The organism is Serratia sp. CY82433 (assembly GCF_052166535.1).
Taxonomy (GTDB): domain Bacteria; phylum Pseudomonadota; class Gammaproteobacteria; order Enterobacterales; family Enterobacteriaceae; genus Serratia; species Serratia sarumanii.
This window is the reverse complement of the sequence record NZ_JBJNOR010000007.1, coordinates 223,146-237,792: the sequence shown is the minus strand read 5'-3', so window position 1 is coordinate 237,792 and position 14,647 is coordinate 223,146. Positions and strand designations below refer to the sequence as shown.

General features: G+C 58.8%; 12 protein-coding genes. 1 reads left to right on the top strand and 11 read right to left on the bottom strand.

From position 1 onward, the window contains the following. Positions 1–288 precede the first annotated feature (288 nt). Together cadC and ACJ8PI_RS23215 are read right to left on the bottom strand one after the other, a co-directional pair. Positions 289–1,842: a lysine decarboxylation/transport transcriptional activator CadC gene (cadC, locus tag ACJ8PI_RS23220; RefSeq protein WP_164134890.1), complete on the bottom strand. Its 1,554-nt coding sequence runs from the start codon at positions 1,840–1,842 to the stop codon at positions 289–291. A gap of 89 nt (positions 1,843–1,931) precedes the next feature. Continuing rightward, positions 1,932–2,321, bottom strand: a complete 390-nt coding sequence (locus ACJ8PI_RS23215; RefSeq protein WP_164134891.1) for a VOC family protein — start codon at positions 2,319–2,321, stop codon at positions 1,932–1,934. 227 nt (positions 2,322–2,548) lie between these two features. Between ACJ8PI_RS23215 and ACJ8PI_RS23210 the strand changes: the two genes are divergently transcribed. After that, positions 2,549–3,001: an SgcJ/EcaC family oxidoreductase gene (locus ACJ8PI_RS23210; protein WP_197774310.1), complete on the top strand. Its 453-nt coding sequence runs from the start codon at positions 2,549–2,551 to the stop codon at positions 2,999–3,001. A 27-nt stretch (positions 3,002–3,028) separates the two neighbouring features. On the opposite strand, the gene ACJ8PI_RS23205 is transcribed toward ACJ8PI_RS23210, so the two are convergent. The 9 genes from ACJ8PI_RS23205 to skp all read right to left on the bottom strand — a co-directional run bounded on the left by ACJ8PI_RS23205 (position 3,029) and on the right by skp (position 14,495). Then, positions 3,029–5,167, bottom strand: coding sequence for a lysine decarboxylase LdcC (locus ACJ8PI_RS23205; RefSeq protein WP_039567427.1), 2,139 nt, complete (start codon positions 5,165–5,167; stop codon positions 3,029–3,031). Positions 5,168–5,278: 111 nt separating this feature from the next. Then, positions 5,279–6,238 carry an acetyl-CoA carboxylase carboxyl transferase subunit alpha gene (accA, locus tag ACJ8PI_RS23200; RefSeq protein WP_004931972.1) on the bottom strand — a complete coding sequence of 320 codons (960 nt, stop codon included), beginning with the start codon at positions 6,236–6,238 and terminating at the stop codon, positions 5,279–5,281. 12 nt (positions 6,239–6,250) lie between these two features. Beyond that, positions 6,251–9,739, bottom strand: coding sequence for a DNA polymerase III subunit alpha (gene dnaE / locus ACJ8PI_RS23195; protein WP_033635732.1), 3,489 nt, complete (start codon positions 9,737–9,739; stop codon positions 6,251–6,253). A gap of 82 nt (positions 9,740–9,821) precedes the next feature. Further along, the gene (gene rnhB, locus ACJ8PI_RS23190) at positions 9,822–10,415 is read right to left on the bottom strand and encodes a ribonuclease HII (RefSeq protein WP_033635733.1); all 594 of its coding nucleotides are present in this window, start codon (positions 10,413–10,415) and stop codon (positions 9,822–9,824) included. Next, positions 10,412–11,560, bottom strand: coding sequence for a lipid-A-disaccharide synthase (gene lpxB, locus ACJ8PI_RS23185; protein WP_033635734.1), 1,149 nt, complete (start codon positions 11,558–11,560; stop codon positions 10,412–10,414). The genes rnhB and lpxB overlap by 4 nt, the downstream gene beginning before the upstream one ends. A 3-nt stretch (positions 11,561–11,563) precedes the next feature. Further along, positions 11,564–12,352, bottom strand: coding sequence for an acyl-ACP--UDP-N-acetylglucosamine O-acyltransferase (gene lpxA, locus ACJ8PI_RS23180; RefSeq protein ID WP_004931964.1), 789 nt, complete (start codon positions 12,350–12,352; stop codon positions 11,564–11,566). A gap of 3 nt (positions 12,353–12,355) precedes the next feature. Continuing rightward, positions 12,356–12,811: a 3-hydroxyacyl-ACP dehydratase FabZ gene (fabZ, locus tag ACJ8PI_RS23175; RefSeq protein WP_004931962.1), complete on the bottom strand. Its 456-nt coding sequence runs from the start codon at positions 12,809–12,811 to the stop codon at positions 12,356–12,358. Positions 12,812–12,971: 160 nt separating this feature from the next. Continuing rightward, complete coding sequence (lpxD, locus tag ACJ8PI_RS23170; RefSeq protein ID WP_033635735.1) at positions 12,972–13,994, bottom strand: UDP-3-O-(3-hydroxymyristoyl)glucosamine N-acyltransferase; 1,023 nt, start codon at positions 13,992–13,994, stop codon at positions 12,972–12,974. A 3-nt stretch (positions 13,995–13,997) separates the two neighbouring features. Continuing rightward, positions 13,998–14,495: a molecular chaperone Skp gene (gene skp / locus ACJ8PI_RS23165; protein WP_004931958.1), complete on the bottom strand. Its 498-nt coding sequence runs from the start codon at positions 14,493–14,495 to the stop codon at positions 13,998–14,000. Positions 14,496–14,647: the final 152 nt, after the last annotated feature.

The following is a 14,647-nucleotide window of genomic DNA, read 5'->3' as shown; positions in this document are numbered from 1 at the left end:
TGCTAACCATCGGGGGGAATAAAGTCCTAAAGATAAAGTGAGATTACGCTCATGATCATACAAATGATAACCTGAGGTTTTTCATTAACACATCAAGATAAAAAGGTAAGCTAAAGAAAAGATAAACATCATTTAAAAACAGCAGAATAGCGAGGTTAATCACGCATAACAAACGGCAAAAAAAGAGCAATATTGCGCAGAAAAATAATACATTCATGCAACATGGCTTCACCAATAAATAACGCCACCATGATCCCCGGAGAATAATGGCGGCGTGATAGCGGTTAATTATTGGCGCTGATAGTTATTTAAATAAGGCACCACGTTGGTCAACGACGTCTGGAATACGCCATTGGTGATCCAATGCAATGTGTCCTCGCCGGGGCGAAGATTGAATGCGGTAATATAAGAATCCGCCGCCAAATGATTCTGCCCCTGCATTTCATACACTTTCCCCAGCAGCACATAATTCAGCCACGACATTTGCAATTCAATCCCCAGATCGATCGCCCGGTGCGCCTCGTCAATGCGCCCCTGCGTCAATGCATCTACCGCCAGAACTTGCTGCATGATTGGCGTGTTTTTCAGTTCGGGGATGGTCGCCAAATGACTGATATCGGCGCGCAGTTGCGCCAAGGCCTGGCTGTCGAACGGTTGATAAGAATTGCGCAGCAGATCCACCAGCGCTTTTTCCGCCAGCAGGTAGTGGAAATCCGGCGCGCTTTTAATCAACTCGCTCAGCTGGGCGCTGGCGCGGGTCAACGAATCGGCGTCGCCGTGGATCAGCAACTGATGCGCCTGGTAGAAGCGCTGCAGCAGCGGCCCGTTGTCGGGCAGCAGCTGCGCCAGACGCTGCTCCAGCTGTGGTGGCCAGGGCTGCTTCAGCGCTGCGGACAGGCTGGAGAGGAAGTCGGTCTGGATCTTCAGCTGGTTATCGGCGGTAATGAAGTAACGCTTGTCCAGCATGACTGAGCTGTCGGCGTTATCCACCAACCGCACGGACAGGAAACACTGCTGGGCGCGGTAGTGGCGCTGATTGACGAACTCGATATACAGCGACTTGCCCGAGTTGCTGGGGCCGGAATAGTTGTAGTTGGTCTGGTCGTGCACCAGGAAGGTCGAGTAGGTGTTCAGCGAATCGGTGATCAGCTCGCTGACGCCCACCACATAGGAGAGCTGCGGCATCCAGTTGCTGCAGCTCTCGCCGCCCTGGATGCGAATATCGATATCGCGCGGGTTGAGCAGCACCGGCATGGTCGATACAGGCACGCGCTGCGACAGCGTGGCGATGCCGACAAACGCCACGCAGACGCTGAGCGCCGCCAGAAACGCCAGCCACACCCAGAAGGTTGAGCGGCGATAAAAGCGCGGCTTCTTTTCGCCGGGCGCGGCAACCGGCGCGCTTGCCCGGCGCGGCGGCACATACGGCGTCTCGTCTTCCTCGCTGCCGTCTTCCGGTTCATGCATGATCACCGCAATCTGCGGCGCCGGTGCGGTAGCGGGTTGCGTCTCCCCCTCTTCACACCAGATCACCGACGTCGCCAGCTTATATCCGCGCTTGGGCACGGTGATAATGTATTCCGGGCTGTCGCTGTCGCCGTCTTTCAGGTATTTGCGCAGCTCCGAAATACATTGGGTCACCACGTGGTTGGTGACGATATTGCGCTTCCAGACGTTGTCGATCAGCTCGTCGCGGCTCAGCACCACGTCCGGATGGCGGGCGAAATAGCACAGCATGTCAATCAGGCGCGGTTCCAGCGTTTTTAGGCGTCCGTCGCGGCTGATGGTGTTGTCGGCAGGGGTAACCAGCCACTCCCCGACGCGAAAAGCAGGCTCTTGCATGGCGGAAATAACTCTGTAGGCATGTAGGGCAAGGGCGCGATCATAGCATAACCGCCCCCGGCTGTGGCCGCCGGGAGGCGATTAAGCCGTTAACTCTCGTATAATTCTAACGGTAAACCATCGGGATCGCTGACAAAGGTAAAGCGGGATTGGGTGTAAGGATCGACGCGTACCGGTTCGCAGGCGACGCCGGCCGCCTGCAGATGGGCGATGGCCTGGTCAATGTCGTCAACGCTGAACGCCAAATGGCGCAGGCCGCAGGCCTCCGGGCGGCTGACGCGAGCCGGCGGCGAAGGGAAAGAAAACAGCTCGATGGCGTATTGCCCGTTGAGCGCCAGATCCGCTTTCCATGAGTCGCGCTCCTCGCGGTAGACCTCGCTCAGCAGGGTGAATCCGAGAATGTCGCAGTAAAAACGCTTGCTGGCGGCGTAATCCGCGCCAATGATCGCGATATGGTGTACCTGACGTAACGCCAGCATGGCGGCCTCTCCTGTTCGGTCTGATGAGGCAAGGTATCCGGCGGCGGTGATGCCGTCAATGGTCAATCTTATCTGCTGTTCTCCCCCATTTGCGCTCTCATACAATCCCGCCGTAACATTCAAATTATTTTTGATAATTACAATACGAAATTATATTAGTATTGAATTTATTTGCCGCCTATTCACGCCATGACGGCAACAAAACTCACCTGAATAAAGGAACAGGTATGAAAATGCGCCCCGGCGTCATCGGTTCGTTAATGTGTATTTCCACTTCGGTTTGGGCAACGACGGCGCCCGTTTGCGTAAAAACAGACCGGCTCCAAATCGAGGGGTTGTTCGAGCGGTGGAATACCGCTTTACAGAGTGGAGAAGCGCGAAAAGTCGCGAATACTTATCTGGACGATGCGGTGTTGCTCCCCACGCTTTCCAACAAGATGCGGCTGACGGATGCCGAACGGGTGGATTACTTCAGACATTTTCTGGCGAAAAGACCGGTGGGCAACATTAAAAGCCGCACCATACGCCTTGGCTGCAACACCGCGATAGATACCGGTATCTATGCCTTTACGTTCGCAGACAAATCGACGGTATCGGCGCGTTATACCTTTACCTATGCCTGGGACGGTGACGAGTGGAAAATCTCCACTCATCACTCCTCCGTCATGCCGGAAAGCTGACCGCCGGAAACCGCACTACGCCCGATATCAGGAAGGCTTCAACACCTTCACCAGATAGCGCCCGTCCTCCGTCAGCCTGGCGCCGTGGATGTCGGTTTCAAAACCGGGGTAACGTTCGCCGATCGAGCACAGCATCAGCAGAAAATCGAGCACCGCCCGGCTCTCTTCGGTGATCATTTCCCCCGGCATCACCAGCGGCACGCCCGGCGGATACGGCAGGATCATATTGGCCGCCACCTTGCCAACCAGCTGATCCAGCTCACAGGTTTCCACGTTGCCCCGCACCTGCTCCTGGAACATCTGGTGCGGCGTCAGCTTCATTTCCGGCAGCACGTCGAACGCCCGCTGCATCAGGCGCGGCAGATCGTGCTGGCAGATCAGGCGATGAATGCCGGCGGCCAGATCCTGAATGCGCATGTTGCGATAGAAATCCGGATCCTCGGCGTACAGATCCGGCAGCATGTTCTTCACCCGCAGGTTGAGATCGTAGGCGCGCTTGAAGTCGGTCAGGCCGCGCAGCAGGCTCATCGCCTTGGTTTTGTCGATGCCGATGCTGAACAGGAACAGCAGGTTGTACGGCCCGGTCTTCTCCACCACGATGCCGCGCTCGTCGAGGTACTTCGCCACCAGCGCCGCCGGGATCCCCTCCTCCTCGAGCGCACCCAGCTCGTTCATGCCCGGCGTCAGGATCGTCACCTTGATCGGATCGAGGTACATGTGATCGCGATCGGTCTGGCCGAAGCCGTGCCAGTTGTCGTCCGGATCCAATGGCCAGCATTGCGCTTCATCGATCTCTTCCGGCTGCCAAATGTCGAAGAACCAACTGTCGCTCTCCTCGCGCAGCCGCTGCACTTCACGGCGAAAATGCAGCGCGCGCTCCACCGAGCGGTTGATCAAGCGGCGCCCCGGGTTGCCGCGCAGCATGGCGGCCGCGGTCTCCATCGACGCCACGATGCCGTAGTGCGGCGAGGTGGTGGTGTGCATCATGTAGGCTTCGTTGAAGGTGCTCTCGTCGTAGTCGCCTTTGATATGAATCATCGAGGCCTGCGAGAAGGCCGCCAGCAGCTTGTGCGTCGACTGGGTCTCGTAGAAAACCTTACCGGGCACCCGCTCGCCGCTCATGCCGCTCTTGCCGTCGTAAATCGGATGGAAGTTGGTGTAAGGCACCCAGGCGGAGTCAAAGTGGATCGATGGCACCTCCAGCGTCTGCTTGATGTAGTCGGTGTTGTACAGCAGGCCGTCATAGGTGGAATTGGTGATCACCGCATGCACCGGCCAGGTGGCGTTCTCGGTCTCCTGCACCCGGGCGGCGATGCTTTCGCGGGTGAACTCGCGCTGCGGAATGCCGCCGAGGATGCCGTAGGCGTTGCGCAGCGGGCGCAGATAGATCGGCACGATATCGCTCATCATCAGCAGGTGGCACAGCGATTTGTGGCAGTTGCGGTCGATCAGCACCGTGCTGCCGGCCGGTGCCGAATACATGCCGACGATCTTGTTGGCGGTGGAGGTGCCGTTGGTGACCAGATAGCTCTGCTCGGCGTTAAAGGTGCGCGCGATATACTCTTCGGCCTCCAGGTGCGGCCCGGTGTGATCCAGCAGCGAACCGAGCTCGGTAACCGAAATCGAGATGTCGGCCTTCAGGGTATTGGCGCCGAAAAAGTCATAGAACAGGCAGCCCACCGGGCTTTTTTGAAACGCGGTGCCGGCCATGTGGCCCGGCGTGCAGAAGGTGTACTTCCCTTCGCGCACATAGTTGAACAGCGCCTTGGTCAGCGGCGGCGTAATGGTATCGATGTATTCCGCGGTGTACTGCTGGATGCGCTGCGCGATATCGTCCGCCGCATTCAGGCCATACTCGAAGAAATAGAGCACCATGCGCATTTCATGCAGGCTGACGTCGAAGGTGGAATGGGTATTGATAAAGGCGTACAGCGGCAGGTATTCATTCAGCTCGTTGATTTCGCTGCACAGCTCCAGGCTGTAGTCGTCCCAGTCGAAGATCACCCCGCAAATGCGGGCATTGGCTTCGATCAGCTTCAGCAGATCACCGCTGTTTTTGGGGTACACCAGCTGGAATCCCATGGCGGCCAGCGCCGCGTGGAGCTCGCGGATCGGCTCATCTTTGTAGTAGACGCCCGTCGGGCCCATGATGGCGATGATATTCATCGGCAGCTCCTGTCAGTTAACGGCCAAGTCTCTATAACACCACGAAAATCCGGTGGTGTGTAGCCAAAAAAAAACCGCCCGGAGGCGGTTTCTTGCAGCGAAGCACAGAACTCAGCAGTAGCCGTAGTTCATCAGACGCTGGTAGCGGCGGTTGAGCAACTCTTCGTCGTTCAGGCCGTCCAGATCTTTCAGATCGGCCAGCAGCTGCGCTTTCAGCGCGGCGGCCATTGCCGGCACGTCGCGGTGCGCGGAACCCAGCGGCTCCGGGATCACCGAGTCGATCAGCTTCAGCTCTTTCAGACGCGGCGCGGTGATGCCCATCGCTTCTGCGGCCAGCGGCGCCTTATCGGCGCTCTTCCACAGGATGGAGGCGCAGCCTTCCGGCGAAATCACCGAGTAGGTGCTGTACTGCAGCATGTTCACCTTATCGCCCACGCCGATCGCCAGCGCGCCGCCGGAGCCGCCTTCGCCGATGACGGTGCAGATGACCGGCACGTTCAGGCGCGACATCTCACGCAGGTTGCGCGCGATGGCTTCGGACTGGCCGCGCTCTTCCGCGCCCACGCCCGGATAAGCGCCCGGGGTATCGATAAAGGTGATGATCGGCATCTTGAAGCGCGCGGCCATTTCCATCAGGCGCAGCGCCTTGCGGTAGCCTTCCGGCGCCGGCATGCCGAAGTTGCGGCGGATCTTCTCTTTGGTTTCACGGCCTTTCTGGTGCCCGATGATCATCACCGGGCGGCCATCCAGGCGCGCAATACCGCCGACGATCGCTTTGTCGTCGGCGTAAGCGCGATCGCCCGCCAACTCTTCGAAGTCGGTAAAGATGTGTTTGATATAATCCAGGGTATAAGGACGGCGCGGGTGGCGTGCCAATTGGGCAATCTGCCAGGCCCCAAGATCGGCAAAAATCTTGCGCGTCAGCTCAACGCTCTTTTCACGCAGGCGCTGAACCTCTTCGTCCAGATTAATATCTAATTTTTCGTCTTGACGGCTGACTGCAGTCAGCGAGTCAATTTTCGCTTCCAGCTCTGCAATCGGCTGTTCAAAATCAAGAAAATTCAGACTCATAGCATTCCTATTTTAGTCAAATTCCAAGTCCACCTGCTCATTGCCTACCAACGTCCGCAAGTCGATCAACAAGCGGTCGGTGGGCGTCACGCGCCAGGTTGCGCCAAAACGCAGCTTGGCTCGCGCATCTTCCCGTTGATAGTAGAGATGCACTGGAATCGTCCCCGAGCGATGGGGTTCCAACGACTGACGGAGACGGTTCAAAAGCTGGTCATCAATTTGCCTGTCAGTCAGCGAGATAGCAAGCCCGCGAGCGTATTTTTCCCGGGCTTCACTGATGTCCATTACCTCGCGGGCCATCATTTTAAGCCCGCCGCTAAAGTCATCAAAGCTGACCTGTCCACTGGCGATAAGGATACGGTCTTTTTCCAACAAATGCTGGTATTTTTCTAACGCTTCGGTGAATAACATCACTTCCAGGCGGCCCGAACGGTCATCCAATGTACAGATGCCGATGCGGTTGCCGCGCTTGGTCACCATCACCCGCGCGGCGACCACCAGCCCGACGGCGGTGGTCATTTTGCCCCGATCCGTCGGGTGCATGTCTTTCAAACGCTGGCCACCGGCGTAACGTTCGATCTCCTTCAGGTACTGGGTGATCGGGTGGCCGGTCAGGTACAGCCCCAGCGTCTCCCGTTCCCCGTCCAGCACCACCTGCTCCGGCCAGGGCGCGATATTGGCGTAGGATTGCTCCACCTGCTCCGGCGCTTCCGCCAGCACGCCAAACATATCCACCTGGCCGATCGCTTCGGCTTTCGCATGCTGATCCGCCGCTTTCAACGCGTCGCCGAGCGAATTCATCAGCGCGGCGCGGTGCGGCCCGAGGCGATCGAACGCGCCGGACATGATCAGTTTTTCCAGAATGCGGCGGTTCAGTTTCTTGATGTCTGAGCGCGCGCAGAGATCGAACAGGTCTTTGAAGTAACCCTGCTCGCCGCTGTTGCGCGCCTCGATGATGGCTTCGATCGGCCCTTCCCCCACGCCCTTGATGGCGCCGATGCCGTAAACGATCTCGCCGTCGTCGTTGACGTGGAAGTGATACAGGCCGCTGTTGATGTCCGGCGGCAGGATCTTCAGCCCCATGCGCCAGCATTCGTCCACCAGCCCCACCACCTTATCGGTGTTGTCCATATCGGCGGTCATCACCGCCGCCATAAACTCGGCCGGGTAGTGCGCCTTCAGCCACAGCGTCTGATACGACACCAGCGCATAGGCGGCAGAGTGCGATTTGTTGAAGCCGTAACCGGCGAATTTCTCCACCAGGTCGAAGATTTTCACCGACAGTTCGCCGTCGATGCCGCGCGATTTCGCGCCATCTTCAAAGCCGCCGCGCTGCTTAGCCATTTCGACCGGGTTCTTTTTACCCATCGCACGGCGCAGCATGTCCGCGCCGCCCAGCGTATAGCCCGCCAGCACCTGGGCAATCTGCATCACCTGTTCCTGATACAGGATGATGCCATAGGTGGGTTCCAGCACCGGCTTGAGCGACTCGTGCTGCCACTGGATGTCCGGGTAGGAGATCTCTTCGCGGCCGTGCTTGCGGTCGATGAAGTTATCCACCATCCCCGACTGCAGCGGCCCCGGACGGAACAGCGCCACCAGTGCGATCATGTCTTCGAAGCAGTCGGGCTTCAGACGTTTGATCAGGTCTTTCATGCCGCGCGATTCAAGCTGGAACACCGCCGTGGTTTCCGAGCGCTGCAGCATGTCGAAGCTTTTCTTGTCGTCGAGCGGAATGGCGGCGATGTCGATCGGCTCCAGCCCGGTCTTGGCGCGCCGGGCGTTGATCATCTCCAGCGCCCAGTCGATGATGGTCAGGGTGCGCAGACCGAGGAAGTCGAACTTCACCAGCCCGGCGTATTCCACGTCGTTCTTATCGAACTGGGTCACCGGGTGCTGCCCTTCGGCATCGCAGTACAGCGGCGCGAAGTCGGTGATTTTGGTCGGCGCTATCACCACGCCCCCGGCGTGTTTACCGGCGTTACGCGTCACCCCTTCCAGCTTGCGCGCCATGTCGATCAGCGCCTTGACCTCTTCGTCTGCCTCGTAAATTTCCGGCAGCTGCGGTTCGGCAGCGAAGGCTTTTTCCAGCGTCATGCCCGGATCCGGCGGCACCAGCTTGGAGATGCGATCGACGAAGCCATACGGGTGCCCCAGCACGCGGCCCACGTCGCGGATAACCGCTTTCGCCGCCATGGTGCCGAAGGTGATGATCTGCGATACCGCTTCGCGGCCGTACATCTCCGCCACGTGCTCAATTACCTGATCGCGCTTCTCCATGCAGAAGTCGACGTCGAAGTCGGGCATCGAGACACGTTCCGGGTTCAGGAAACGTTCGAACAGCAGGTCGAACTCCAGCGGATCGAGGTCGGTGATTTTCAACGCATAGGCCACCAGCGAACCGGCGCCGGAACCGCGCCCCGGGCCCACCGGCACGTTGTTGTCCTTCGACCACTGGATAAACTCCATCACGATCAGGAAGTAGCCGGGGAACCCCATCTGGTTGATCACCTTCAGCTCGACGTCCAGACGCTCGTCGTATTCCGGGCGGCGCTGCGCGCGCACTTCAGGATCGGGGAACAGGAACTCGAGACGCTCTTCCAGCCCCTCTTTCGATTTGAGTACCAGGAAGTCCTCGGTGCTCATGTCGCCGGTCGGGAACTGCGGCAGGAAGTATTCGCCGAGGCGAATGGTGACGTTGCAGCGCTTGGCGATTTCGACGCTGTTCAGCAGCGCTTCCGGAATGTCGGCGAACAGCTCGCACATCTCGTCTTCGCTGCGCATGTATTGCTGCGGGCTGTAGTTGCGCGGCCGCTTGGGATCGTCCAGCGTAAAGCCGTCGTGGATGGCGACGCGAATTTCATGGGCGTCGAAGTCATCTTCCACCAGGAAGCGCACGTCGTTGGTGGCCACCACCGGCAAACCGCGCTCGGTGGCCAGCGCCACCGCCGCATGCAGGTAGTTCTCTTCGTCCGGGCGGCCGGTGCGAATCAGTTCCAGGTAGTAACAGTCCGGGAAGTGCTGCTGGTAGAAGTCCAGACACTGATCCACCTGCGCCTGGTTGCCGCGCAGCAGAAACTTGCCGACGTCGCCCTGACGCGCGCCGGAGAGCAGAATCAGCCCTTCGCGATGTTCAATCAGCCAGTCGCGATCGATGATCGGGCCGGCGGCGCCGTAGCCGCGCTGATAGGCGCGGGAAATCAGCAGCGTCAGGTTCTGGTAGCCTTCGTTGTTGCTGGCCAGCACCGTCAGCTGAGCCAGCTCGTCGCCCAGCTCTTCGCTTTGCACATGGAAATCCGCGCCGATGATCGGTTTGATCCCGGCGCCGTGCGCGCTGCCGTAGAACTTCACCAATCCGCACAGGTTGGTGAAATCGGTGATTGCCAGAGCAGGCATGGCTAACGCGGCGGCTCTTTTCACCAGCGGCGCCGTCTTGGCCAATCCATCAATCATGGAATAGTCACTGTGGACGCGCAGGTGAATAAAACGAGGTTCGGCCATCTCCAGATACCTGATTGAAGGGGCTCAGCAGGCTGAACCCGGGTTAATGCTATCGTCGGGCCTGGTCAACCAGGCCCGCAGGCTACAGCGCCAGCGCCCTTTTCACCGGCGCGAAGCTGCGGCGGTGATGCTCGGTGGCGCCCAGCGCGGCCAGCCGCTCCAGGTGGAAGGCGGTCGGGTAACCCTTATGCTGCGCGAAACCGTAGTCCGGGAACTCGCTGTCCAGCGCGGCCATTTCACGATCGCGCGTGACCTTCGCCAGAATGGACGCCGCGCTGATCTCCGCCACGCGGCTGTCGCCCTTCACCACCGCCTGCGAACGCATCGGCAGGTTCGGGCAACGGTTACCGTCGATTAAAACCATGTCCGGCGCGATATGCAACCCGGCCACCGCCCGCTGCATCGCCAGCATGGTGGCGTGCAAAATGTTCAGCTGGTCGATTTCCGCCGGCTCGGCGCGCCCCAGGCTCCAGGAGAGCGCCTTGGCGACGATTTCGTCATACAGCGCCAGGCGGCGTTTTTCACTGAGTTTCTTGGAGTCCGCCAGCCCGACGATCGGCTGCGCCGGATCGAGGATCACGGCGGCGGTGACCACCGCGCCGACCAACGGGCCGCGGCCCACTTCGTCCACGCCGGCAATCAGCGTGGCAGCGGGATAGATAAAGGGTTCAATCATGCTTTCGCCAGCTCCAACACAGCCTGAGCGGCCTGTTCGTCCGCACCGCAACGGATGCTTTGGTGCAAGGTAAGGAAAGTCTGTTTCAGCGCTTCGGTTTGCGGGCTCTCTTCCAGCAGCGGCATCACGGCGGCGGCCAGTTTGTCCGGCACGCAGTCATGCTGCAGCAGCTCGGTAACGATCTCGCGCCCCGCCAGCAGATTCGGCAGCGAAACGTAAGGCGTTTTCACCAGCTTCTGCGCCAGCCAGAAAGTGAACGGCTTCATGCGATAGCCCACCACCATCGGGCACTTGGCCAGCATGCACTCCAGCGCCGCCGTGCCGGATGCCAGCAGCGCCGCGTCGCTGGCGATCATCGCCTCGCGCCCCTGACCGTTCAGCAGGTGTACGGTCAGATCCGGCGCCACTTCCGCCTTGATGCGCTCAAACTGCTCGCGCCGTTTGGCGTTGACCAGCGGCACCACCACTTCCAGCTCGGGATAACGGGTGCGCAGCAGCTGCGCGGTCTTGAGGAAGTCGGCGCTCAGCATCTCGACTTCGGCGCCGCGGCTGCCCGGCAGCAACGCCAGGCAGCGCGCCTGCGGATCGATGCCAAGCTGAGCGCGCGCCGCCAGCCGATCGGGCTGCAACGGCATGGCGTCCGCCATGGTGTGGCCGATAAACCGGCAGGGCACGTTGAAACGATCGTAAAACGCTTTTTCGAAAGGGAGAAAGGCCAGCACCAGATCGGTGGCTTTGCCAATTTTGAAAACGCGCTTTTGCCGCCAGGCCCACACGGAAGGGCTGACGTAGTGAATGGTACGGATGCCGCGCTGCTTGAGGCGGCCTTCCAGCGTGATGTTGAAGTCCGGCGCGTCGATGCCGACAAACACGTCCGGCCGCAGCTCGCCGAAGCGGCGGGTAAGATCCTTGCGGATCTTCAACAGGCGTGGCAAACGCTCGAGCACTTCCACCACGCCCATTACCGCCAGCTCTTCCATTTCGTACCAGGCTTCACAGCCTTCGGCCTGCATCAGCGGGCCGGCGACGCCAACAAAACGCGCGTCGGGGATCTGCGCCTTGAGCGCGCGGATCAAACCGGCGCCGAGAATGTCACCGGAGGTTTCTCCGGCGACCAATCCGATAGTCAATGGACGATTCGACATAACTCAGCGAATGATACCGCGGGTGGAACGGGTAAAGAAATCGAGGTATTGCTGCACCACCGGCTGTTCTTTGGCCAGGGCTTCGATTTCCGCTTTCGCTTCATCCAGCGTTTTCTCGCTGCGATACAGGATCTTGTAGGCGTTGCGGATCGCCTGCATTTCATCCTTGTCAAAACCGCGACGCTTCAGGCCGACCGCGTTGACGCCGAACGGCGTCGCGTGGTTACCCTGAGCGATGACGAAGGGAGGCACGTCCTGAGCGACGCCGGAACAACCGCCTACCATCACATGCGCGCCGATAATGCAGAACTGGTGGATCGCCGTCATGCCGCCGATGATGGCGTGATCGTCGATTTCCACATGCCCCGCCAGCGTGGCGTTGTTGGCCAGCACGCAAGCGTTGCCGACCACGCAGTCGTGGGCAACGTGCACGTTGACCATCAGCAGGTTGTCATTGCCCACTTTGGTCAGGCCGGTGCCCTGCGCGGTGCCGCGGTGAATGGTCACGCTTTCGCGGATGCGGTTGCGATCGCCCACTTCAACGCGCGTCGGTTCGCCCGCGTATTTCAGATCCTGGTTCACTTCACCGATGGAAGCGAACTGATAAATCTGGTTATCGCAGCCAATCTTGGTAATGCCGTTCACCACCACGTGGGATTTCAGCACCGTGCCGGCGCCGATTTCCACCTGGGAGCCGACGTAGCAGAAAGGGCCGATATGCACGTTGGCGCCGATCACGGCGCCTTCTTCGACTATCGCGCTAGGATGGATAAAGGCGGTTTGGTCAATCACGGATTAAGCCTCCCGGCTGCGGGCACACATCATGGTTGCTTCGCAGACAATTTTACCGTCAACGGTCGCCACGCCTTTGAAGCGAGTCAGGCCGCGGCGAGTTTTCTCGAAGGTGACTTCCATGACCATCTGATCGCCTGGCACCACAGGGCGTTTGAAGCGTGCTTCGTCGATACCGGCGAAGTAATACAGCTCGCCCGGCTCCAGTTTGCCGACGCTTTTAAACGCCAGGATACCGGTGGCCTGCGCCATGGCTTCCAGAATCAATACGCCTGGGAAAATCGGTTTGCCAGGGAAGTGGCCCTGGAAAAACGGTTCGTTCACCGATACGTTCTTCACCGCACGCAGATATTTGTGCTCTTCAAACTCGAGGACGCGGTCGACCAGCAAGAACGGATAACGGTGAGGAAGCAGATCCAAAATTTCTGCAATATCCAGAGTATGAGTGTCAGTAGTCAAAATACTCTTCCTGTCTCTAAAAACTGATGGCATCAACAACACGGCCTGCGCTGACCCCAAAAGGAGATCATCATGCAGGCCGCAAATTAACATCTCTTTGCGCTTTTGGTCTCACGACCAACGCGTTTCGTTTTGTACCCGCGAAGGCGGGCGGCAATGATTAGTCTTTTCCGACTTTACGTTCGACAGCTTTCAAGCGTTTGCTGATCTCATCGATATTCATCACCAACGCAGCGGTTTTACGCCAAACCTTGTTAGGCTGCAACGGAATGCCCGAAGAGTATACCCCAGGTTCGGTGATTGGTCGCATAACCATTCCCATTCCGGTAACAACAACCTTGTCGGCAATTTCCATGTGACCGTTGATCACGCTGGCACCGCCGATCTGGCAGTAGCGGCCGATTTTCAGGCTGCCGGCCATGATTACACCGCCGGCGACGGCGGTATTGTCGCCAATCACGACGTTATGTGCAATCTGGCATTGGTTGTCGATGATAACACCATTCCCGATTTGGGTGTTATCCAAAGCGCCGCGGTCGATGGTAGTGCAGGCGCCGATTTCGACGCGATCGCCGATAATCACCGTGCCCAACTGAGGGATTTTGATCCACTCGCCGCGCTCGTTCGCATAGCCGAAACCGTCCGCGCCGATCACGGTGCCGGACTGGATCAGGCAGCGCTGGCCGATTTCAACCGCATGATAAATCGTAACGTTCGCCCACAGACGCGTTCCCGCGCCGATGCGCGCGTGTTTGCCGATGAAGCAGCCCGGGCCGATAACCACGTTATCGCCAAGCACCGCACCCGACTCAATCACCGCGTTCGCCCCAATGGCGACGTTCTGCCCCAGTTGCGCTTCAGGCGAGACAACCGCGCTTGGCGCAATATCCTGCGCCGGCGCCGGCGTGGTGTCCATCAGCTGCGCCATGCGCGCGTAGGTCAGGTAAGGGTTTTTAACCACCAGCGCCGCAGTACGGCAGTGTGGTAAATCCGCTTCGGTAAGCACCACGGCGCTTGCCTGGCAGGAAGACAGCTGCTCTTGATAGCGGCTGTTTGACAAAAACGTGATTTGGCCAGGCTGTGCCGAATGCATAGAAGCAATGCCGGTGATGACGAGATCGCCATCACCGTGCAATTGTGCATCCAACTGCTGCGCTAAATCAGCCAGTCGAATTGAAAGCATGTGTTATTTAACCTGTTTCAGCACGTCAGCAGTGATATCTTTGGAAGAGTCTGCATAGGCAACGGCGTTGGCGTCGATCACCACGTCATAACCGCCTTTGCTGGCGACAGATTTCACAGCGTCCTGAATGCGGCTTAGGATCTTGTTACGCTCTTCCATCTGGCGACGACGGTTGTCCTGCTCGAAAGCCTGGGCTTTCTGAGAGAACTGCTCGCGCTGCGCCATCACGTCTTTTTCCAACTTGCTGCGATCGCTGGCTTTCATGGTAGCGCCGTCACGCTGCAGACGTTGCATTTTGGTCTGCAGGCTACGTTCCATGTTCTGGAGTTCGCTTGCACGGCCTTTAAACTCGTTTTCCAGCTGTTTAGCGACCGCTTCGCGGGCCGGCAGCTGTTGGAAAATGCTGGAGACGTTAACGACAGCGATCTTATCTGCTGCCTGAACGCCAGCTGAAGCAGCCATTGCTAAACCGAGGCCTGCGGCACACAACCACTTTTTCACTATAAACTCCTTACCATCACCCATTTGTGTCATATGACACTGAAGTACACAATTTGCCAGACTTATCCCACCAAACAATGAGAATCATCTCCCTCTGCCGGCGGGCGCCTGGCCATTGCGATTCTTAATAACTTTTATGCCCAGAGGCGAGA